20 protein-coding genes are annotated in these 22003 nt (G+C 64.8%); 12 read left to right on the top strand and 8 right to left on the bottom strand.

Features of this window, described 5'->3' with window-relative positions:
• The first annotated feature begins 140 nt into the window (after positions 1-140).
• Together Q2941_RS26595 and Q2941_RS26590 are read left to right on the top strand one after the other, a co-directional pair.
• On the top strand, positions 141-917 hold the full coding sequence (locus Q2941_RS26595) for an SDR family oxidoreductase (protein WP_458194203.1): 777 nt from the start codon (positions 141-143) through the stop codon (positions 915-917).
• A gap of 124 nt (positions 918-1041) precedes the next feature.
• A complete protein-coding gene (locus Q2941_RS26590; protein ID WP_027525834.1) occupies positions 1042-2463 on the top strand; it encodes an amidase in 1422 nt (473 codons plus the stop codon).
• A 35-nt stretch (positions 2464-2498) separates the two neighbouring features.
• Here Q2941_RS26590 and Q2941_RS26585 read toward each other — a convergent pair whose 3' ends face one another.
• From Q2941_RS26585 to Q2941_RS26575, 3 genes are all read right to left on the bottom strand, one after another.
• Positions 2499-3929, bottom strand: coding sequence for an extracellular catalytic domain type 2 short-chain-length polyhydroxyalkanoate depolymerase (locus tag Q2941_RS26585; RefSeq protein WP_458194202.1), 1431 nt, complete (start codon positions 3927-3929; stop codon positions 2499-2501).
• 98 nt (positions 3930-4027) lie between these two features.
• Positions 4028-5128 (bottom strand): amino acid ABC transporter permease, encoded by a 1101-nt coding sequence (locus Q2941_RS26580; protein WP_458194201.1) that lies wholly within the window; start codon positions 5126-5128, stop codon positions 4028-4030.
• A 2-nt stretch (positions 5129-5130) separates the two neighbouring features.
• Positions 5131-6318, bottom strand: a complete 1188-nt coding sequence (locus Q2941_RS26575; protein WP_254107009.1) for an amino acid ABC transporter permease — start codon at positions 6316-6318, stop codon at positions 5131-5133.
• Between the two features lie 107 nt (positions 6319-6425).
• Between Q2941_RS26575 and Q2941_RS26570 the strand changes: the two genes are divergently transcribed.
• From Q2941_RS26570 to Q2941_RS26555, 4 genes are all read left to right on the top strand, one after another.
• Complete coding sequence (locus tag Q2941_RS26570) at positions 6426-7298, top strand: MurR/RpiR family transcriptional regulator (protein ID WP_027525831.1); 873 nt, start codon at positions 6426-6428, stop codon at positions 7296-7298.
• 3 nt (positions 7299-7301) lie between these two features.
• Complete coding sequence (locus Q2941_RS26565; protein WP_254107010.1) at positions 7302-8651, top strand: aspartate aminotransferase family protein; 1350 nt, start codon at positions 7302-7304, stop codon at positions 8649-8651.
• Positions 8652-8663: 12 nt separating this feature from the next.
• Positions 8664-9677 carry an amino acid ABC transporter substrate-binding protein gene (locus tag Q2941_RS26560; protein ID WP_254107011.1) on the top strand — a complete coding sequence of 338 codons (1014 nt, stop codon included), beginning with the start codon at positions 8664-8666 and terminating at the stop codon, positions 9675-9677.
• A 169-nt stretch (positions 9678-9846) separates the two neighbouring features.
• Entirely contained in the window at positions 9847-10485 is a 639-nt protein-coding gene (locus Q2941_RS26555) for an aspartate/glutamate racemase family protein (RefSeq protein ID WP_458194199.1), read from the top strand.
• Here the strand turns inward: Q2941_RS26555 and Q2941_RS26550 are convergent.
• Entirely contained in the window at positions 10482-11123 is a 642-nt protein-coding gene (locus Q2941_RS26550) for a TetR/AcrR family transcriptional regulator (protein ID WP_027525827.1), read from the bottom strand. The two genes, Q2941_RS26555 and Q2941_RS26550, sit on opposite strands and share 4 nt — an antisense overlap.
• A gap of 160 nt (positions 11124-11283) precedes the next feature.
• On the opposite strand from Q2941_RS26550, the gene Q2941_RS26545 reads away from it, so the two are divergent.
• The 5 genes from Q2941_RS26545 to Q2941_RS26525 are packed head-to-tail and all read left to right on the top strand — an operon-like array spanning position 11284 to position 16112.
• Positions 11284-11493: a ferredoxin gene (locus tag Q2941_RS26545; protein WP_027525826.1), complete on the top strand. Its 210-nt coding sequence runs from the start codon at positions 11284-11286 to the stop codon at positions 11491-11493.
• Between the two features lie 51 nt (positions 11494-11544).
• Complete coding sequence (locus tag Q2941_RS26540) at positions 11545-12765, top strand: cytochrome P450 (protein WP_458194198.1); 1221 nt, start codon at positions 11545-11547, stop codon at positions 12763-12765.
• A 33-nt stretch (positions 12766-12798) separates the two neighbouring features.
• Positions 12799-14121 carry an MFS transporter gene (locus Q2941_RS26535; protein WP_027525824.1) on the top strand — a complete coding sequence of 441 codons (1323 nt, stop codon included), beginning with the start codon at positions 12799-12801 and terminating at the stop codon, positions 14119-14121.
• Positions 14122-14169: 48 nt separating this feature from the next.
• On the top strand, positions 14170-14835 hold the full coding sequence (locus Q2941_RS26530) for a sulfite oxidase-like oxidoreductase (RefSeq protein WP_458194197.1): 666 nt from the start codon (positions 14170-14172) through the stop codon (positions 14833-14835).
• 53 nt (positions 14836-14888) lie between these two features.
• Positions 14889-16112: a bifunctional alpha/beta hydrolase/OsmC family protein gene (locus Q2941_RS26525; protein ID WP_458194196.1), complete on the top strand. Its 1224-nt coding sequence runs from the start codon at positions 14889-14891 to the stop codon at positions 16110-16112.
• Between the two features lie 9 nt (positions 16113-16121).
• On the opposite strand, the gene pdxR is transcribed toward Q2941_RS26525, so the two are convergent.
• The gene (gene pdxR, locus Q2941_RS26520) at positions 16122-17552 is read right to left on the bottom strand and encodes a MocR-like pyridoxine biosynthesis transcription factor PdxR (protein ID WP_458194218.1); all 1431 of its coding nucleotides are present in this window, start codon (positions 17550-17552) and stop codon (positions 16122-16124) included.
• 101 nt (positions 17553-17653) lie between these two features.
• Between pdxR and Q2941_RS26515 the strand changes: the two genes are divergently transcribed.
• Positions 17654-18571, top strand: a complete 918-nt coding sequence (locus Q2941_RS26515; RefSeq protein WP_254107016.1) for a DMT family transporter — start codon at positions 17654-17656, stop codon at positions 18569-18571.
• On the opposite strand, the gene Q2941_RS26510 is transcribed toward Q2941_RS26515, so the two are convergent.
• The 3 genes from Q2941_RS26510 to paaK are packed head-to-tail and all read right to left on the bottom strand — an operon-like array spanning position 18550 to position 21998.
• Positions 18550-19608, bottom strand: coding sequence for a YeeE/YedE family protein (locus tag Q2941_RS26510; protein WP_458194195.1), 1059 nt, complete (start codon positions 19606-19608; stop codon positions 18550-18552). The two genes, Q2941_RS26515 and Q2941_RS26510, sit on opposite strands and share 22 nt — an antisense overlap.
• 2 nt (positions 19609-19610) lie before the next feature.
• The gene (locus tag Q2941_RS26505) at positions 19611-20615 is read right to left on the bottom strand and encodes a quinone oxidoreductase family protein (RefSeq protein ID WP_458194194.1); all 1005 of its coding nucleotides are present in this window, start codon (positions 20613-20615) and stop codon (positions 19611-19613) included.
• 51 nt (positions 20616-20666) lie between these two features.
• On the bottom strand, positions 20667-21998 hold the full coding sequence (gene paaK / locus Q2941_RS26500) for a phenylacetate--CoA ligase PaaK (protein WP_254107019.1): 1332 nt from the start codon (positions 21996-21998) through the stop codon (positions 20667-20669).
• Positions 21999-22003 lie beyond the last annotated feature (5 nt).

Raw genomic sequence — 22003 nt, 5'->3', positions numbered from 1 at the left:
GGGCCGACCATGGGCCCTGGTTGATAGGCCTGCAATGGACCAAACTCGCCAGCAGCGCAACGCTGCACTGCAATGTTGACCATGGCACGGGCGACCGCCTACTGATTTCATCCTGTTCCCCGACGTCAGCGAGAATCCACATGGACCTGCATCTGCGTGGCAAGCGCGTCCTGATCACCGGCGCGTCCAAAGGCATCGGCGCGGCCGCTGCCGAGGCGTTCGCCGAGGAAGGCTGCCACCTCCTGCTCGCCGCCCGCAGCGGCGACCACCTCAAGACGCTGGCTGACCGTTTGCGCTCGGCGCATCAGATCGATGCGGCGACGAGCGTCGTTGACTTGCGCAAAGCTGAAGACGTCGCGCTGCTCGCCAAGGAGGCCGCCGGGATCGACATCCTCGTCAACAATGCCGGCGACATTCCCGGCGGCTCCATCGACAAGATCGACGAAGCGACCTGGCGTCACGCCTGGGAATTGAAAGTATTCGGCTACATCAATCTCACGCGCATGATCTACGCCCAGTTGAAGACGCGCGGCGGCGGCGTGATCGTCAACGACATCGGCGCGGCCGGCGAGAAATTCGACGCCAACTACATCTGCGGCAGCGCCGGCAATGCGGCGCTGATGGCCTTCACACGTGCGCTCGGGGGCAAGAGCCTCGCCGACAACATCCGCGTGGTCGGCATCAATCCGGGCCCGGTCGGGACCGACCGCCACGTCATGCTGCTCAAGACCCGCGCAAAGCACCAGTTTGGCGACGAGAACCGTTACAAGGAATTCCAGAAAAGCCTGCCGCTCGGCCGGCCTGCGCATGCGCGCGAGATCGGCGATCTGATGGCGTTCCTGGCCTCGGACCGTTCCGGTTATACGTCGGGCGTCATCTATACGGTGGATGGCGGGATCAGCGCGGGTTGGGGTTGAGTTTTCCCGTCATTGCGAGCGAAGCGAAGCAATCCAGAAATGTCTCCACGGTGAAAGTCTAGATTGCTTCGTCGCTTCGCCCCACGCAATGACGGCGCACTTGGTAACAACAGGAGAATCCTAATTGTCAGCCCAAGACCTGATCCGCGAAACTGCCTGCGCCGTGGTCGACAAGCTGCGTTCGGGCGACGTCACGCCACTTGATCTTCTCGATGCGCTGGAGAAGCGCATCGCGGAGGTCGACGGCAAGGTCAATGCGCTGCCGATTCTGTGCTTCGATCGCGCGCGGAAAAGCGCCACCGCACTGATGCAGAAGCCGATCGCCGAGCGCGGGCTGCTCGCCGGCCTGCCGGTGCCGATCAAGGATCTGACCGACGTTGCCGGCGTGCTGAACACGCAGGGCTCGCCGATCTTCAAGGATAACATCCCTGTGCGATCGGACCTTCTGGTCGAACATCTCGAAGGCAATGGCGCGGTCGTCTACGCAAAATCCAACACGCCGGAATTCGGCGCCGGCGCTAACACGTTCAACGAGGTGTTCGGCGCGACACTCAATCCCTGGGACACGTCGAAGTCGGCGGCCGGCTCATCCGGCGGCGCGGCGGTGGCACTTGCGACCGGCACGGCTTGGCTCGCGCACGGCTCCGATATGGGCGGCAGCCTGCGCAGCCCGGCGAGCTTTTGCGGCATCGTCGGCATGCGGCCAAGCATCGGCCGCGTCGCGCATACGCCCGCGGCCGGCGTCGACCGCAATCTCGGCCAGCAGGGGCCGATGGCGCGCAACGTCGAGGACCTTGCGCTGCTGCTCGACGCCATGAGCGGCGAATATGCGGCCGATCCGCTGTCGCTGCCGGCGCCGGCGACCTCGTTCCTCTCCGCGGCCCGCTCGGGCAAGAAGCCGAAGCGCATCGCCTATTCGCCCGACCTCGGCATCACGCCCGTCGACCCCGAGGTCAAGGCGATCACGCGTAAGGCGGCGGAGCACTTTGCGGAAGCCGACGTAATCGTGGAAGAAGCGCACCCGGACTGGCGCGAGGCGCTTGAATGCTTCCACGTGCTGCGTGCGCTCGACTTCGCCATGAGCAAGGCCAGGCTCCTGCGCGAAAAGCGCGATCTATTGAAGCCCGAAGTGATCTGGAACATCGAGGAAGGGCTCAGACTCACGGTCGACGAGATCGCGCGCGCGGAGGCGCAACGCCTTGCGATGACGGCGCGTGCGGTTGAGTTCTTCAAAACCTACGACCTCCTGCTCACGCCCACGACGATCGTACCGCCGTTCCCGATCGAGAACCGCTATGTCGCCGAATGCGACGGCAAGCGGTTCGACAATTACATCGAGTGGCTCGGCATCGTCTCCGCCATCACGCTCGCCTGCTGCCCGTCCCTGTCGCTGCCCTGCGGCTTCACCGCATCCGGACTGCCGGTCGGCGTGCAGGTGGTTGCCACTCCCCGCGGCGATGCCGAGGTGATCGCGGGTGCAAAGGTGCTGGAGGATATTCTGGGCGTGCGTGGGACGACGCCGATCGATCCGAGGGTAAAGAAGTAAAGCCTCGCTTCGCGCGTCGACGCAGTGCTGCCTGGCTATTTGGCGATCGGGCAGGAGCCGGGATCGTTGCAGCGAGGAGGCGGCGACTGCGTTGTGCCGATCGCGTCCTCGGAGGCAGGCCCTTCCGTTCCGTTCCGAACGGCGGAGACGCGCCAGCGGTATGTCGTCTGCGGTGTAAGGCCGGAATCTGCAAAGCTCGCGCCCGTCACCTCGCCAATCCTCTGGAACGCACCATCGGTCCCCGCACGCCAAACCCGATAGGCAGTCACGCCGTCCACCGGCAACCAAGCGAGGTCGATGCCGGTGTCCGACGCATCGATCGCCGTGACCCACTGAGGTGCGGACAGGGATGACGCGGTCGCGTCGTCCGACGCCGGGCTGCCCGCCGTGAGTGCGTCCAGCATGGCTTTGATCGCCCTGATCTGCGATCCGGACTTCGTCACGTAGCTGTCTTCATGGTCGACATAGCTCCACCAATCCCAGCACGCCTGCGGATTGCCTGGCAGATATGGGCTGGCCTTCGTCTGCGGATAGAGGACGATCAGGTGATTGGTATCGGCCCACGCATTGTAGCCGGCCTCGTCGACGAACCGGCGGCCGATGTCGCCGACATCCTGCTTACATCCGTGGAGCGCGACGTGGACGCGACACGGGGCGCCCTGCTCGCAATCCTGAGGCACGAACACGTAACCGGTGTCGCCCATGCTCAGCGCGTCGGGCACATCCGGCCCGGTATAGACGGATTGATCAAAGCTCTTCACCGAGCCCGCAAGCTGCGCGGGATTGGGCCGATTCAAGCGCCCGTAGATGTGCTGCAGGATGATGCCAGCCTGATCGTAGCCGCATTGGTCGATATAGGGCTCGGCGTTGCCCTTGCAGTCGTTGAGACCAGGAGCGTCCTGTCTGGTCACGACGAACGAGTGGCCCGCGCCGAGCGCGGTCTGGTAGAACAGGTTGCCGCGATTGGCATCACCCATATAGTGCCGATAGAAATCGGCGGTCGCGTCGGTCGCCGCCTTGTCGACGACCGCGTCATTGTAGCCGTGAAAGAGATAGATCTTCTGCCTCTTCACATTGCTGAGCGGATCGATCTCGCCCGCCGCTGCCTTCGCATCGGCCTTTGCCGTGAAATCGCTCGTATGCAGATCCGTCGCGGGCCCTTTCATGCAGGCACCCGTGGCCCGCCAGATCGGCCCCCAGTACCCTGTGACGGCATCGAACGCGTCCGCCTTGGCGCACCAATAAGGGCCGCCCGCAACCACGCCGACGCCCTTGATGACCGACGACCAGGCCGTGCCGAACTGCACAGCCATGAATGCGCCTGACGAAATCCCTGAAATCGAGCTCTCACCGATCGGAGCCTGATAGCTGCGCAGCCCTGCGGGCTCGGCAGCAAGCGGCGACACGCCGATGACGGCAGCGACGATCAAAGTGACGATGTATCGTTGCGAAACGGCCACGCGCATGACGGCCTCGCCAAATCGACTAAAACTCAATCTCTGGTATTACAACTTGAGATCAGCAATCTACGCAAGCGCAAACTTTCGGCAGGTCGCGACCAACGTCATCGTCCCGTCGCCTGCGCCTCGAGGCTTCGGCTATAGCGAGACATCGCGAAGCAGAAGGCGAAATAGATCACGGCGATGAAGATGTAGACCTCGACCGAAAACTGCTGCCAGGCGGGATCGATGATTGCGGTCTTGGCTGTCGTCAGCAGGTCGAAGATGCCGATGATCAGGACGAGGCTGGTGTCCTTGAAGAAGGCGATGAAGGTATTGACCAGCGGCGGGATGACGTGGCGGATGGCCTGCGGCAGGATGATCAGCCGCTGCTTGCGCCAGTAGGATAGCCCGAGCGCGTCGGCGGCCTCATATTGCCCGCGCGGCACGGCCTGGAGACCGCCGCGGATCACTTCGGCAAGATAGGCGCCGGCGAACAGGATGATTGCGATCTGCGCGCGGAGCAGCTTGTCGATGTTGAAGCCGCCGGGCATGAATAGCGGAAACATCACGCTTGCCATGAACAAGAGGCTCACCAGCGGTACGCCGCGGATCAGTTCGACATAGAGCACGCAGAGCGAGCGGATCGCCGGCAATTTGGAGCGTCGGCCGAGCGCCACCAGGATACCGAGCGGGAAGCCGAAGGCGAGGCCAAAGGTCGCCAGGATCAGCGTCACCGGCAATCCGCCCCAGCGGTCCTGCGAGACGAAGGACAGCCCGAAGACGCCGCCCCACATCAACACGCTGATTAGCGCGAGCGCGGCGATCCAGACATAGACGAGCTCGCGCCGCCACCACGCGCGGCGGGTCGAGACGTAGAACAGCGCGATGAAGAGCAGGACCGCGAGCGCCGGCCGCCACTGCTCGTCGAACGGATAGGTGCCGAACAGGATGAAGCGGTACTTTTCGGGGATGACGGCCCAGCAGGCGCCGACGCCGCGCGCCGCGCGGCAAGCACTGGAGTCATTCGGAGGCGTCAGCCAGACCGCGTTCGCAATGCCCCATTGCACGAAGCTGATCACGCCCTTGGCGAGCACTGCGAAGAGCACGAGCGTGATGATCACATTCGGGATTGAGGAGAACAGGTTGGCGCGCACCCAGCGCAGCACGCGGTTGCCGGATTGCGGCCGGCGGACAGTGCGCGGAACGTCAGTGATCGCCGTCATCGTCAGCGCTCCACCAGCGCGATGCGCGCGTTGTACCAGTTCATGAAGAAGCTGATCGACAGGCTGATGGTCAGGAACACCGCCATGATCAGCGCAATCGCCTCGATCGCCTGCCCGGTCTGGTTCAGCGTGGTGTTGGCGATCGAGACCACGTCCTGGTAGCCGATCGCAACCGCGAGCGAGGAGTTCTTGGTGAGGTTGAGATACTGGCTCGTCATCGGCGGCACGATGACGCGCAGCGCCTGCGGCAGGATGATCTGCCGCAGCATGAAGCTGCGGCGCAGGCCGAGCGCGTTGGCGGCGTCCCACTGTCCCCGCGGCACCGACTGAATGCCGCTGCGCACGATCTCGGCGATGAAGGCCGAAGTGTAGGTCACGAGCGCGATCAGCAGCGCAAAATATTCCGGCGCGAGCGTCAACCCGCCGACGAAGTTGAAGCCGCGCAGCTCGGGCCAGGCGATGGTCCAGCGCACACCGAGCTGCCACGACAACAGCGCCGGCAGCGCGACGATGAGGCCGAGCGCAAAAGGCCAGGCCGGCCGAGGCCTGCCGTCGAGCATCTGCTGCGCGATCAGAGCCCGCCTTATGACGTAAAACACGACCGCGCCGGCAAGGGCGGTGCCGAGTACCCAAAGCTGCCCCTCGCCGATCGGGATCGACGGCAGAATCAGACCGCGATTGGACAGGAAGACACCCTCGATCGGCCGCCATGCAGCGCGCGCGGCCGGTAGCGCCTGCATCAGCACGTACCAGAACAGGAGCTGCAACAGCAGCGGGATGTCGCGCAGCACCTCGACATAGACGGCAGCGAGCCGCGACAGCAGCCAGTTGGCCGATAGGCGCGAGATGCCAATCAGCGTTCCCAGGATCGTCGCGAGCACGATGCCGATGACGGCGACGCGCAAGGTGTTGGCGACACCGACGACGAACGCCCAGAAGTAGGTGTCCTTCGGGCTGTAGGCGAGCAGGCTGTCGGCGATCGGCATGCCGGCCTCGCGGCCGAGGAACGCAAAGCCGGTGGAGATGCGGCGCGCCGAGAGATTGTGAACGGTGTTGGACCAGAGGAAGGCGATGATGGCGAGGGCAATGCCGACGACGAGGATCTGCCACAGCAGGCCCTTGAGCTGCGGGCCTCCCAGCGCGAGCGAGAATGTCCGGCGCGGCGGCGGTCTGGGGCTATCGGTCGTCACAGCACAAAAATCCTCAAAGCGCTTTGAAAGCAGCGATTTCCGGCCATGCGCCTCGTTGGCGCGCATCAACTGTTGCACCAATCGGCGATATATGCAACAAATGTTTCATGGCCGAGCCAGCGAAATCCTCACCCCTGAGCGAACTCTGCAGCGCATTGCCATCGCTCCCGATGCGGCTGCAGGAGGTCGGACGTTTTGTCGCGGCCAATGACTACGACGCCACCACCCGCTCGATGCGCGATCTCGCGGCCGAAGCCGGCGCCGACCCTGCCGCATTCACGCGGCTTGCCAAGGCGATCGGCTATTCCGGCTGGGACGCGTTACGCGCGGCGCTGACCGAAGCGCGACGGCCGTCGCAGACCTCGCCCTTCTCGGGCCGCGCCAAAGGGCGCCGCCACGGTCCGAATTCCGACGTCGCGCTGATCAGCGACAAGCTCGAAGCGGAAGCTTTGGGCCTGCCGCGGATCTCGGCCTCCTCGGTGGCCGATGCCGCAAAGGCATTGCACGACGCCAAGCGCATCTGGATTGCCGGCTTCCGAAGCTGCCGCAGTGTTGCGGAGCTCCTGAACTATGAGCTGCGGCTGTTCCGCGCGGGTGAGGTGCAGATCGTCGGCGGCTCCGGCCCTGACGATCTCGACATCGGCGCCTTCCGTGCCGGCGAAGCGGTCGTCGTGATCGGCTTCACGCCCTACACGGGCGCAAGCGTTCGTGTTGCCCAGGCCGCCTATCGCGCCGGCGCGACGCTGATCTCGATCGCGGACAGCGTTGCGGCACCGATGGCCGAAGGCGCGGACCATGTGCTGCTGTTTGAAGCTGCGTCTTCGCCCGGATTCTTCCCGAGCCTCACCGGCGCGATCGCGATCGCGCAGTCGCTCGCCGCGGTGACGTTCTCGCTCGGCGGCGCAGCTGCGAAGAAGCGCCTCCAGGACACCGAGGCGCGATTGACCGCTACCTCCATCTACGTATCAGAGAAAGGTTGAGCCATGGGCACCCGCACGAGCCACGTGCTGCACCGTTCGTTGCGCGAGACGCCGCCGAAGGCAATCGGCGGCGAAGGCGTTTACCTCTTCGCCGAGGACGGACGGCGCGTGATCGACGCCTCCGGAGGCGCCGCCGTCTCCTGCCTCGGCCATCAGCATCCGCGCGTGATCGCGGCGCTGGCGAAGCAGGCCTCGACACTGGCCTATGCGCACACCGCATTCTTCTCTTCCGAGGCGGCGGAGCGGCTGGCCGAGACGCTGGTCGGCGATGAGCCCGGCGGGCTCGCCTACGCCTATTTCGTCAGCGGCGGGTCGGAAGCGATCGAAGCCAGCATCAAGCTCGCGCGGCAATACTTCATCGAGCGCGGCGAGCCGCAACGGCAACACTTCATCGCGCGGCGCCAGAGCTATCACGGCAACACGCTCGGCGCACTCGCCGCCGGCGGCAACGCCTGGCGCCGCGAACCCTATGCGCCGCTGCTGTCCGGCGCCTTCAGCCATGTGACGCCGGCCTTTGCCTATCACGAGAAGCACGACAACGAGTCCGATGCAGCGTTCGTGGCACGGCTGGCCGCCGAACTCGAAGCCGAGTTCCAGCGGCTCGGTCCCGACACCGTCGCAGCCTTCCTTGCCGAGCCGGTCGTCGGCGCCACCGCCGGTGCCGTCACTGCGCCGGATGGCTACTTCAAGGCGGTGCGCGAGATCTGCAACCGCCATGGCGCGCTGCTCATCCTCGACGAAGTTATGTGCGGCATGGGCCGCACCGGCACCACGCATGCCTGGCAGCAGGAAGGCATCGCGCCCGACATCCAGGCGATCGCCAAGGGTCTTGGCGGCGGCTATCAGCCGATCGGCGCGATGCTCGCAAGCGGCAAGATCGTCGACACGATCCGCGCCGGAAGCGGTGCGTTTCAGCACGGCCACACTTATCTCGCCCATCCCCTCGCCTGCGCCGCGGCACTCGCCGTGCAGGAGGTGATCCGCGAGGACGCCCTGCTCGACCAGGTCAGGGAGCGCGGACGTCAGCTCGAGCAGCGGCTGACCGAGCGCTTTGGCAATCACCGCCATGTCGGCGATATCAGGGGCCGCGGCCTGTTCTGGGCGATCGAGCTCGTCGCCGATCGCGCGACGCGCACCTCGTTCGATCCGGCGCTCAAGCTGCATCAGAAGATCAAGGCCGCCACCTTCGCCGAGGGGCTCGGCTGCTATCCCGGCGGCGGCACCGTGGATGGCGTCCGCGGCGACCATGTGTTGCTGGCGCCGCCCTACATCGCCTCGGCGGGCGAGATCGACCTGATTGTCGACAAGCTCGGCACGGCCGTCGACAACGTCTTGCGTAGTGTCAATCAGTGAGGGGAGAGTAGCATGATGAGGAACGTGATTATCGCGGCGGGCTTGCTTGCGGCTTCGGGCAGCGTGGCGTCGGCTGCGACGCTGGACACGGTGAAGAGCCGCGGCACGCTGGTGTGCGGCGTCAGCGCCGGCTTTGCCGGCTTCTCCGCGCCGGACTCGCAGGGCAATTACAAGGGCCTCGACGTCGACTACTGCCGCGCGCTCGCCGCCGGCGTGTTAGGGGATCCCAACAAGGTGCGCTATGTCGCGCTGACCGCGCAGAACCGCTTCACCGCGCTGCAATCGGGCGAGATCGACGTGCTTTACCGCAACTCGACGCAGACCTATTTGCGCGGTGTCACGCTGGGCTTGCGGCAGGGACCGATCAACTTCTACGACGGCCAGGGCTTTGTCGTGAAAAAGGACCTCGGCGTGAAGGAGCTGAAGGATCTCAAGGGCGCCACCGTCTGCGTCGCGCAGGGCACCACCCATGAGGTGACGCTCGGCGATTACGGCCGCGCCAACGGCATCGACTGGAAGCCGCTGGTGTTCGACCGCGTCGACACCATGTACCAGACCTTCTTCGGCGGCCGCTGCGATGCCATGACCCAGGATGCCTCGGCACTGGCCGGCGCGGTCACGACCGCCGCGCCAAACCCGGCCGACTATGTCGTGCTACCGCAGACCATCAGCAAGGAACCGCTCGGACCCTTTACCCGCAATGGCGACGAAGTCTGGAGCGACATCATCACCTGGCTGCATTACGGGCTGATCGAGGCGGAAGAGCTCGGCGTGACGCAGGCCAATGTCGAGGAGATGGCAAAGTCGCAGACGCCCGCGGTGCAGCGGCTGTTAGGTACCTCCGGCGATCTCGGCTCGCGGCTTGGGCTGGACAACAAGTGGCTGGCCACGGCGATCAAGGCGACCGGCAACTACGGCGAGATCTACGAGCGCAACGTCGGCAAAGGCAGCCCGCTGAAGCTCGAGCGCGGCCTCAACGGCCTCTGGAGCAAGGGCGGCTTGATGTACGCCATTCCGTTCAAGTAAAGAATTTTGCCTCGCCCCGTTCTTAGGGGGAGAGGTCGACCGCGTAGCGGTCGGGTGAGGGGCGCTTCCGCGAGTCCATCTCTCACCTTTTCGTATGGATAGAGCCCCTCACCCCAACCCTCTCCCCGTAAGAACGGGGAGAGGGATGAGAAGGCAGCAACGAAACCTCATGCGCATCACCCTGATCCACGCCCTCAAGCATTCCATCGCGCCGATCGAGTCGGCCTTTGCGCGTCTTTGGCCGGAGGCGCGACTGATGAACCTGCTCGACGACAGCCTGTCGGCGGATCTGGCGCGCGACGGCGCGCTCACCGACGCCATGACCGACCGGTTCCTTGCGCTCGGGGATTATACCGTCGCGACCGGGGCTGACGCGATCCTGTTCACCTGCTCGGCCTTCGGGCCCTGCATCGAGGCGGTTGCGCGCGCGCATGCGCCGAAGCCGGTCCTGAAACCGAATGAAGCAATGATCGAGCAGGCGGTGACGATGGGCCGGCGCATCGGCCTGCTCTCGACCTTCCCGCCGACGTTGCAATCGATGCCGCTGGAGTTTCCCGCCTCTGTCGAGATCGTACCGAAGCTCGCCGAAGGCGCGCTCGCCGCGCTCGATCGCGGCGACCGCGCCACGCACGACCGCCTGATTGCGGAAGCCTCAAAAGACCTGCGCGACTGCGACGTGATCGCGCTCGCCCAATTCAGCATCGCGTCCACCGCGCCGCTGGTTGCGGATGCGACCGGCAAGCCGGTGGTGACGACGCCTGACAGCGCCGTGCTGAAACTGATGAAGCTGTTGTCGGCGACGCGCTAGTCGGCTTTGCCGCGGCGCACTCCCTTGATCGCGACCTCCAGCGCGAGCTTGGTCTCGGCGACGAAATCCTCGACCAGCTCCTCGCGCGTGGTATGCGCCGACCGGCCGGTGAGCATGCCCTGCTCGGCCAACATCACCACGCCGTGCAGCGCGGCCCAGATCTTCAGCGCATGGCGCTCGCGCAAATAGCCGACGGCCGGCGCCTCCAGCGCCTCGATCACGAGCGCGAAGGTCTCGTTGGTTGCCGCGTGCAACTCGCTCCCCGCGTCCGCACAGGAGACGGTGCGCGAGGCGAACATCAGCCGGTAGATGCCGTTGCGGCGCAGGCCGAAATCCAGCGTGGCCTGGGCGAGCCGCGAAAGCCTCGACTGCTTCGATGGCTTCGCCATGGCCTCGCGCAGCACAGCGGTGAATTGCCGGAAGGCTTCCGCCGTCACCGCGGCGAGCAGCGCCTCGCGGTCGGCGAAATGACGATACGGCGCAGGTTGCGACACGCCGAGTTCCTTCGCCAGTGCCTTGATGCTGATCGCCTCCGCCCCGCCCTGCTCGGCCTCGCGCAGGGCGGCCTTGATCAGGGCATCACGAAGATCGCCATGGTGATAGGCGTTTTGCGGCTTGCGGGCGAGTTGCGTCGGCATGTTGAGCGGAAACCTATAAGTTTGCGCTTGACAGGGAAAGCCCGTCCGCAATGTAATATACTATAACTTAACCTCGCGGTGAACGCCGCGGACAAAAATCAATTGAGGAACGCGCCCGGCCCCGCATGGGGTCTGCATGCGCATCACCGAGGGAGCTTAGATGGCAGAACGACTGAGGGTTCACGTCGATCCCGAAAAGTGTCAGGGGCACGCACGCTGCAAGGCGCTGGCGCCGGAACTGTTCGAGCTTGACGAATACGGCAATGCGCATGAGGTCGGCGACGGCACCGTGCCGGCCGGCCTTGAAGACAAGGCCTGGCTTGCCAAATCCAACTGTCCGGAAATCGCAATCGAAGTGACCGAGGAGTAGTGCGCCGCACGCCTGCGTTCTTCCGTGAACACAAGCCCCAAGGATCCAGAGATGTCCGACGTCAGCCAACCCGCCGCCCATCCGCCCGTCACCGATTGGCTCCACGATTTTGATCACACCGATCCGCGCTGGACGGAAGATCCCTTCCCGATCTGGGACCAGATGCGTGCCGCAAGCCCTGTCGTGCACACCGAGCGCTTTCTCGGCTGCTATTTGCCGACGACCTACGAAGCGGTGCGGCAGATCGCCAACGACACCGACAGCTTCTCCTCGCGTCGCATCATCGTTCGCGATGAACGGCCCGAAGTCGCCAAGAACGCGGCGCCGCCGATCACCTCCGATCCGCCGGACCACAAGCCGGCCAAGCAATTGCTGCTGCCGCCGTTCACGCCGGATGCGATGAAGAAGCTCGAGCCGCGCGTCCGCGCCATCTGCAACGAGCTGATCGACGAATTCATCGCCGACGGCAAGGTCGACGCCGCCGCGCGATACACCAAGCACATCCCGGTGCGCGCGATCGCCCACATGCTCGGCATCCCCGAGAGCGACGGCGACCTCTTCATCAAGTGGATCCACATGATCCTCGAGCTGAGCATCAAGAACGAGATGATGCTGAAGCAGGCGGCCGAGGAGATGACCAACTATTTCGCCGGCCATGTCGAAGCGCGCAAGAAGGCGCCGGGCGACGACCTGATCTCCTATCTCCTCAACGCACGTGACAGGAACGGGCAGCCGCTCGATGACTCCCACATCTACGGCTCGCTGCGGCTGCTCCTGATCGCCGGCATCGACACCACCTGGAGTGCGATCGGCTCCTCGCTCTGGCACCTTGCAAAGACGCCTGGAGACCGCGAGCGCCTGATCGCCGAGCCCGAGCTGATGCCGATCGCTGTCGAGGAACTCTTGCGCGCCTATTCGCCAGTGACGATGGCGCGCGAGGTGATGAAGGAGACGACCATCGCCGGCTGTCCGGTCAAGCCGGGCAACATGGTGCTGCTGTCCTTCCCCGCCGCCAACCTCGACCCCAAAATGTTCCCCGATGCCGACAGGGTCGTGCTCGATCGCCGGGAGAACCGCCATGCCGCCTTCGGCCTCGGCATCCACCGCTGCGTCGGTTCCAACCTGGCGCGGATGGAGATGCAGGTCGCAATTGAGGAATGGTTGAAGCGAATCCCGGACTTCCGGCTCAACCCGGCCGGCACCGTGACCTGGTCGCAAGGGACCGTGCGCGGCCCCCGCCAGTTGCCATTTCTGCTCGGAAAGGCCATGTAGCCTCCAGACAGAAAATGTTCTGGGAGGCCGGTGATGACAGACCAAGCAATCGAGCCGGCCTCCGAGCGATTCGACATTGCCGACGCCGAACGCCGCATCAAGGCGATCTTCATCGGTTCGATCGGCAACCTCGTCGAATGGTACGATTTCTACGCCTATACGGCGTTCGCGCTGTATTTCGCGCCGGCGTTCTTCCCCGGCGACGATCCTGTCGTCCAGCAACTGAACGTCGCCGTCGTGTTCGCGGCGACCTTCCTGATGCGCCCCTTGGGCGGCTGGTTCTTCGGCTATCTCGCCGATCATTTCGGACGCCGGATCTCGCTGACGCTCTCCGTCGTCTTCATGTGCTTTGGCTCACTGATCATCGCGGTGACGCCGACCTATGCCTCGATCGGTCTTGCCGCCCCAGCGATCCTTGCGGTCGCGCGCGTGATCGAGGGCTTAAGTCTCGGCGGCGAATATGGCGCCAGCGCCACCTATTTGAGCGAGGTCGCCGATCCCAGGCATCGCGGCTTCTATTCGAGCTTTCAGTACGTCACCCTGATCGGCGGACAGCTCACCGCGATCATCGTGCTGTTGCTCTTGCAAAAGGTGTTCCTCACGCCCGAGGAGCTGAAGGCCTGGGGTTGGCGCATTCCGTTTGCGATCGGTGCAATGCTGGCGATCTTCGCCGCGGTGATGCGGCGCGGCCTGCATGAGACCGAGGCGTTCGAGGAAGCCAAGAAGGTCGTGAAGCCGACCGGCTCCATCGCAAACCTCCTGAAATATCCGCGGGAGCTGTTGCTGGTGGTGGGACTGACCGCGGGCGGTACCGCGGCATTCTACACCTTCACCACCTACATGCAGACCTTCGTCAAGCTCTCGGTCGGGCTCACCGAGGACCAGACCACCTTCGTGATCTTCGGCACGTTGATCTTCGCGACCATCCTGCAACCGATCTATGGCGCGATCTCCGACAAAATCGGACGCAAGCCGCTGCTGATCTTCTTCGGCGTCGCCGGCACGCTCGCAACCGTCCCGCTGCTGATGACGCTGAAGGAGACGAAATCGCCCTTCATGGCATTCGTGCTGATCTGCTGCGCCTGGCTGTTCGTCGCCGGCTACACCTCGATCAACGCGGTGGTGAAGGCCGAGCTGTTCCCGACCAATGTCCGCGCGCTCGGCGTGGGGCTACCCTATGCGATCACGGTCTCCCTGTTCGGCGGCACGGCGCCGGCGATCGCACTCTACTTCAAGACCATCGGGCACGAGGAGTGGTTCTATTACTATCTCAGCGGCATCATCTGCCTCTCGCTGATCATCTATGCTACGATGCGCGACACCAAGCATGCCTCCGCGATGCATCGTCACGAGTAGACATCGTTACGAGTAGATGTCACGAGTAGACATTGCCACGAGTAGATCATGGCTGACGAGAACGAGCCGCCGCCCGAAAGCAAGCTGACGCGGACCAAGGAGAAATGGGCGCGCGAGGGCCGCTTCCTCACCGGCAGGATCGCACGCCCGGAAGATCAGCGCCTGCCGCCCGGACAGCATCTCACCAAGGACTGGCCCGTGCTCGATCTGGGCCTCACACCGGAAATCTCGCCGGAACGCTGGCGGCTCGACGTCTATGGCGCGGTCGAAAACCCGGTGTTCTGGACGTTTGCGGAATTCACGGCGCAGAAGCAGGCGCAATTCACCTCCGACATCCATTGCGTGACGACCTGGTCGCGCTACGACAACCAGTGGGAGGGGCTTGCGACGCGCGAGCTGCTGGCGGCCTGCCAGCCGCGCGATGATGCGCGCTTCGTCGTGCTGCATTCCTATGACGGCTACACCACCAATCTGTCGCTGGAGGATTTCGCCGCTGAGGGCGCCCTGCTCGCCCATAGCTGGTCGGGCGAGCCGCTGTCCGAGGAACATGGCGGTCCAGTGCGGCTCGTCGTGCCGCATCTTTATTTCTGGAAGAGCGCCAAATGGCTTCAGGCGATCGAGTTTCTGACCGAGGATGCGCCCGGCTATTGGGAAGTCCGTGGCTATCATAACCGCGGCGATCCCTGGACTGAAGAACGCTATTCCGGGGACTGACATTCCCACCTCTCCCGTTGGGAGAGGTGGACGCCAACGTCGAGGAGATACCCATGCCGATGGAGCGCTTTCAATTCACAGGCGAAGGCGGCCATCTGCTGGCGGCCGCGCTGGAGTTGCCGGAGGGTGAACCTGCGGCTTACGCGCTGTTTGCGCACTGCTTCACCTGCGGCAAGGACGTGCTGGCCGCACGCCGGATCGCGGTCGCTCTCGCAGCAAAAGGCATCGCCGTGCTGCGCTTCGATTTCACCGGGCTTGGCTCGAGCGAAGGCGACTTCGCCAACTCCACCTTCTCCTCCAACGTTGCCGATCTCGTGCACGCCGCCGATCATCTGCGCGCAACACGAAAGGCGCCAGCGATCCTGATCGGCCATAGCCTCGGTGGCGCTGCGATCCTGGCGGCAGCCGGAAAGATTCCGGAGCCCAAGGCGGTGGTGACGATTGCTGCGCCATCCGACCCAGCGCACGTCACCGGGCTATTCAGGGAACATCTGAACGACATCCGTACGCAGGGCGAGGTCGAGGTGTCGCTCGCAGGGCGGCCCTTCCGCATCAAGCGCGAATTCCTCGACGACATCGTCGAGCACGAGTTGATGAAGGATATCACGGGCTTGCACAAGGCGCTGCTGGTGATGCATTCGCCCGTCGACGACACCGTCGGCATCGACAATGCGACGAAGATCTTCGTCTCGGCGAAACATCCGAAGAGCTTCGTCTCGCTCGACCACGCCGATCATCTGCTCAGCAAGGCGAGCGATGCCGTTTATGTCGCCGACGTGATCGCGGCCTGGGCGAGCCGCTATGTCGAAGCTGCAAGACCGGCGAAAGTGGCAGGCCTCCCCGAGGCGCCGCGCCAGGTCATCGTACAGGAGACCCGCAAGAGCAAGTTCAACCAGTTGATCTCCGTCGGGCCGCATCGGCTGGTGGCCGACGAGCCGGTCGCGGCCGGCGGCGAGGATGCCGGCCCCGGCCCCTATGATTTCCTGCTCGCTGGCCTTGGCGCCTGCACGTCCATGACCATGCGGCTCTATGCCGACCGCAAATCGCTGCCGCTCGATCGCGTCACGGTGACGCTGAAGCACGCCAAGATCTACGCGAAAGATTGCGAAGAATGCGAGACCCGCGACGGCATGCTCGACCAGATCGACCGCGTGATCGCGATGGACGGCGCACTCGATGCCGAGCAGCGCAAGAAGCTGATGGAGATCGCCGACAAGTGCCCGGTGCACCGGACGCTGACGTCGGAGATCCGGATCGTGACGAAGCCTGCGGACTGAGCGACCGCGCTAGAAGCAAGACGCCATCGTCCGCACGGCCGTGCTGATCTCGCTCTCGCGCCAGGCCGCAAAGCCGAGCAGCAAGCCATGATCGCGCGGCCGGCCGAGCGACAGGGTCGATAACGCCCGCGTCTCGACTCCAGCCTCAACCAGCCGCTTGACCGCTGCCCGGTCTGCGCCGCCGCGCTTGAGGCGTGCAACGAGTTGGATGCCGCCCGAGGGCGTCTCGACCTCAAGAAGGCCACCCAGACGGCGTTCCATCTCGCCGACGAGGTGATTGCGGCGCGCGTGGTAGAGGCGGCGCATCCGGCGAAGGTGTGCGAGGAAGTGTCCATCGATGATGAACTCGGCCAGCGCTTCCTGGATGTGACTGGCCGCGATCAGTCCCATGTGCCGCTGCGCGATCTCCAACGTGTCGCACAGGGCCGGCGGCGCGACGAGATATCCGAGGCGGATGTCCGAGGTCATCACCTTCGAAAAGGTGCCGACATAGAACACGCGGCCGTGGGCATCGAGCCCTTGCAAGGAGGGCACCGGCCGGCTGTCGTAGTGGAATTCGCCGTCGTAGTCGTCTTCGATGATCCAGGTCTTGCCCGGCCGGCTTGCAGCGAGAAATTCGGTGCGGCGGACAAGCGACATCAATCGCCCCGTCGGGTGCTGGTGCGATGGCGTCATGAAGATGAGCCTTGGCGCGACCGTTCCAGCTACCCGCTGCATGCCCTGCTCATCCAGCCCCATGCCGACCACGCGTGCGCCGGAAGCGCGGAAGGCGGCCGTGGCACCCGGATAGCCTGGATCCTCCACCCAGACCTCGTCACCGGGCGTGATAAGCGTGGCGGCAATCAAGGTCAGCGCGGCCTGCGCGCTCGGCAGGATCATCACCTGCGCCGCCGCTACGCGAACGCCCCTGCTGGTCGCAAGATACTGCGCCAAAGCCTCCCGCAGGCGCGGCCGGTTGACCGCTCCGATCTCGCGCCTCGCCGACTGCACGGCGCTGCGGCGCAGGCAACGTGCCCAGATCTCGTTCGGAAACTCCCGGGCGTCGGCGTGGCCGGGCCTTAGCGGTCGCAACGACGCGAGATAAGACATCGGCCAGTCCGTCTCGCGCAACTTGGAGGCCCAGGGCGAGAGCCGGGGCTTTCCGGGCTGCACGCGCGATACGGCGGTGCCTGCTCCCTCGGTCCGTTCGCCGCCATCGACCATCACCACCGGACGCCGCCCGTGCGACATCGCGAGGTAGCCCTCAGCGGCGAGCTGCTCGAACGCGAAGCTGACGGTGTTGCGGGACACGCCGAGATCGCTCGCAAGCCGGCGGCTCGACGGCAGCACACGATCCTTGCCGATCCGACCGCTCGCGATCAGGCGCCTGAGCTGGCCGGTCAATTGCACTACCAGCCCTGCCTCGCCGGATCGCTCCAGCGTGATAAGCCCGGAGATCATTGCATCGGAAACTGGCACCTTAGTTCTTTCCAATCTGGCACTTTTTTAAGTGCCAATTGCGATGCTATCTGCCGGGCTGCGCCGCTTCAAGGATCTTTGCAATGAACGCCTCCCTGTCACCACGCGCAGCCATCGGCCTGTTCCTGATCGTCGTGCTGGCCTGGGGCGTGAACTGGTCGGTGACGAAGCAGCTGGTGCAGTTCGTCCCCCCGCTGTGGAGCGCGGCGATCCGGAGCTGGATCGCGCTCGTCGGCCTGTTCGTGATCCTGCGCGCGAACAACAATCTGGTGATTCCGGATCGACACGACGTCCCCGTGATCCTGAGCGTGGCGCTTTTGCATATGACGCTGTTCTCGACACTGGCCGCCGCCGGCCTGCGCTTCATTCCCGCCAGCAAGGGCATCGTGCTCGGCTATACGACACCGCTCTGGGTCGCGCTCGCGGCACCCCTGCTCGGGAAGGACACATTGAGCGCGCCGAAAGTCGGCGGAGCAATGCTGGGCCTGGCCGGGCTTGCCGTGATCTTGAACCCCTCCTCAATCGACTGGACCAATATCAATGTCCTGATCGGCGCCGGCATGGTGATCCTGGCCGCCATGTGCTGGGCGGCGAACATCATCTATCTCCGATCGCATCATTGGATCGCCTCGCCGCTCCAGCTCCTGATCTGGCAAGTGCTCGTGGCAACGGTGGTGTTGTCGATCACGGCAACGATAACGGACGGCCTGCCGCACGTGGAATGGTCATCGCGGCTCGTCTTGCTGTTCCTGTACTCCGGCCTGATCGGGACCGCGCTGGCCTATTGGGCGATGTCGATGGTCAACAAGAGCATCTCGGCCCTGACGACGTCGCTCGGCACCACGGCGACGCCAATCGTCGGCATTGCCAGTGCCGCCATCCTGCTCGGCGAGCCCATCGACATCAGCCTTGCCGTCGCGGCTACGCTGATCGTTGCCGGCATCGGCCTTGCGACACTCGCCAATCGTCCCCTGCGCAGTCAGGCGACCTTGAGAGGCTGAACGCGGAGCGCGCCGCGTAGACCGGCGGCGGTGCCGAGCAAAATGCCGGCGACCGCGACGAACGAGGCCAGCGCCAGTGTCGAGAGGCCAGTGAGCCCCTGCCCGATCGAGCAGCCGAAGGCCATGACGCCGCCGATGCCCATCAGCGCCGCGCCACCCGCCGAGCGCAGCATGTGGCGCGGCGATGAATAGCCTTCGAGCTGGAAGCGCCCCGTCGCCAGCGCAGTGACGAGGCTGCCGGCGAACACGCCGGCGACCGTGGCGATGCCGAAATTGAGCGTCAGGCCGGTCGAGAGCATGGCGTATTGCAGCGCGTCCGCAATCGGCGCGATGAAGGTCAGCGAGGTCACCGGCACTGGGTTGAAATCGTCAGCGCCGAGGAAGCCGGTGACGTACCAGCCGCCCGCGATCAGGAGACCGACGATGGCGCCTGCCGCAATCTGGCCCGGCGAGCAGCGGAACGCCGCGTGGGCAAAGGCGAACAGCGCCAGCGCGGCCGCGAGCACGGCAGCACCGAGCGTTCGCGAGGCAGCATCGCCGAGCCCGAAAGCAGACAACAGCGCCGGCAGCGAATTCGCGCCCACGGTGGTCTGCGAGGCCTGCACCAGCGCGATGCGCGCCGGCGCGATCAGGCCTTTCAGCGTCATCTGGGCGGCGATCGCCAGCACGATCACGACGACGAAGGAGCGAAGATTGCCGCGGCCGAGCAGCACCAGCGCGCGCGAGCCACAGCCGTTCGACAGCACCATGCCGTAGCCGAACAGGAGCCCGCCAAGGAACAGCACCGGCGCCGAGAAGGTCTGTTGCAGATAGATCGACTTGCCGAGATCGACCGTGCCGCTTCCGGCAAGGAACTGGCTCGCCGCGATCGCGACTGCGATCGCCAGCGCATAGGTGCGGACCAGCCGGCCGTCGCCGTCCGCGAGGTACCCGCGCATGCTGCTCATCAGGCAGAAATCGCTGAGCAGGCCGACGGCGCCGTAGACGAGGCCGATGGCGAGGCCTGCAAGGATGACGAGTTGGGTCGACGATGCCATCGTTACGGCTTCAGGATCACGCGATCGCGCGAGGAACCGGCAACGGCAACGTAAGCCTCTTTGGCGCGCTCAAGCGCATAAATCGCGCCTTCCTTGATCGGAAACGGCTTCAGCTGCCCGCTGGCAAAGCCCGGACCGAGATCGCGCAGCACTGCTCCCGTCGCGGTCGATGACAGGCCGAGCGTGTCGATGCCGACATAGGTGTGCTGGCCACGGTAAAATTCCAGGATGTTGAACTGCACGATGCGGTCGATCGCTGCGATGAGGATCTGGCGGCCACGCAAGGCGAGCGACTTGTGCGCGGCCTGGAAGTAGGGATCGCCGACCGTGTTGAAGACGATGTCCGCCCCCTTGCCGCCGGTCACTTCGCGTACGCGCGCGGCGACATCGGTGGCGGAAGAGTCGATCACCTCGACGGGCGCGTTGGTATGGCCTTCATAGGCCTCCGCCTTGCGCCCCACGCCGATCACGCGCGCGCCCTGCCAGGTCGCGATCTGCACGGCGGCCTGGCCGACCTTGCCGTTAACGCCCATCACCAGCACGGTCTCGCCCTGCTTCGGCAGGCCAGCGCGACGAAAACCTTCCATTGCGGTGACGAAGGGCACGCCGATGCCGGCGGCTTCCTCCCAGGACAGCGCCTTGGGCTTTTCCACCACGGCATCAAGCTCGACGACAAGATGGGTGGCGTGGGTGCCGTCGCGGCGGATGCCGAGGTCGCCAGAGGAGCCGAGCACCTCGCGGCCGATCGTGCCGGCCGGGCCGTCGATGACGACGCCGGCATAATCACGGCCGGGCGTTCGCGGAAACACGGCATAGGGCATCAAGCCGGTCGCAGCCTTCACGTCGGACGGGTTGACGGCGGCGGCCTTCACTTCGATCAGGACGTCGTTGGCGCCGCGGGCGAGCGCGTGATGCTCGACGCGAGGCGCAAGCGCCGCTGCATTCTCGGCCTTGGCATTGAGGCGCACGCAGCGCGCTTCGACGGTTTTGCTATCGGTTGCCGACATCGAAAGACCCACGATTTCTCGCGGGCCTTGTCGCCTTTGGGGCCGGTCAAGTCAATCCTTCGGACGCTTGTCGAAGAGGCGCTTCGCCTTGCCGAGCGATCGCTCCAGCGTAGCCGGCGCGACCGCCCGCACCTTGGCGGTGATGCCGATGGTGTTCTTGATGTGAGTCGATATACGCTCGGCGTGGTCGACGAGCCCGCGGCCGTCCCAGCTTTCGGGGCGCGCCTCCGCGATGATGGTCAGCTCATCCATCCGGCCCTCGCGGGTCAGTTCCATGATGAAGTGGCCTCCGCACCACTCGGTCGCGAGCAGCACCTCCTCGATCTGGGTCGGGAACAGGTTGACGCCGCGCAGGATGATCATGTCGTCCGAACGCCCCGTCACCTTCTCCATCCGCCGCATCCCCGGCCGCGCTGTGCCGGGCAGGAGGCGCGTGAGATCGCGGGTGCGATAGCGGATCACCGGGAAGGCTTCCTTGGTGAGGGAGGTGAAGACCAGCTCGCCCTTTTCGCCGTCGGGCAGCACGGCGCCGGTCTCGGGATCGATCACCTCGGGGTAGAAGTGATCCTCCCAGATGTGCAGACCGTCCTTGGTCTCGATGCATTCCTGCGCGACGCCCGGACCGATCACTTCAGACAGGCCATAGATGTCGGTCGCATCCATGTCGAAGGCCTCTTCGATCTCGCCGCGCATCGCGTTGGTCCAGGGCTCGGCGCCAAAAATCCCGACCTTGAGCGAGCATTGGCGCGGATCAAGCTTCTGGCGCTTGAACTCGTCGAGGATCGCCAAGACGTAGCTCGGCGTCACCGTGATGATGTCAGGCCGGAAATCGTTGATAAGCTGCACCTGCCGCTCGGTCATGCCGCCGGAAATCGGCACCACGGTGCAGCCGAGCTTCTCCGCGCCGTAATGGACGCCGAGGCCGCCGGTGAAGAGGCCATAGCCATAAGCGTTGTGGATGATCATGCCGGTGCGGCCACCAGCGGCACGGATCGAGCGCGCCATCACCTCTGACCAGGTGTCGATATCGGCCCTCGTGTAGCCGACGACGATCGGCTTGCCCGTCGTGCCCGAGGAGGCATGCACGCGCACCAGCTTTTCGCGGGGGACCGCGAACATGTTGAAAGGATAGTTGTCGCGCAGATCCGTCTTCACCGTAAACGGAAACTTTGCGAGATCGGACAGCTCTTTGAAATCGGACGGATGCACGCCGGCCTTGTCGAAGGCCTTGCGATAATGCGCGACGTTGTCGTAGGCGTGCTTCAGCGACCAGCCCAGGCGCTGCGTCTGCAACGCCATGATCTCGTCGCGCGAGGCGCGCTCGTGCGCGTCCATCTCGGCACTATAGGCGTTTCCACCTGCCTTCAGCCTGGTCAGAGCCATCCTCG

The organism is Bradyrhizobium sp. UFLA05-153, from assembly GCF_054185185.1.
Note: the sequence above shows the minus strand (reverse complement) of the source record. Positions and strands in the feature narration are given on the sequence as shown.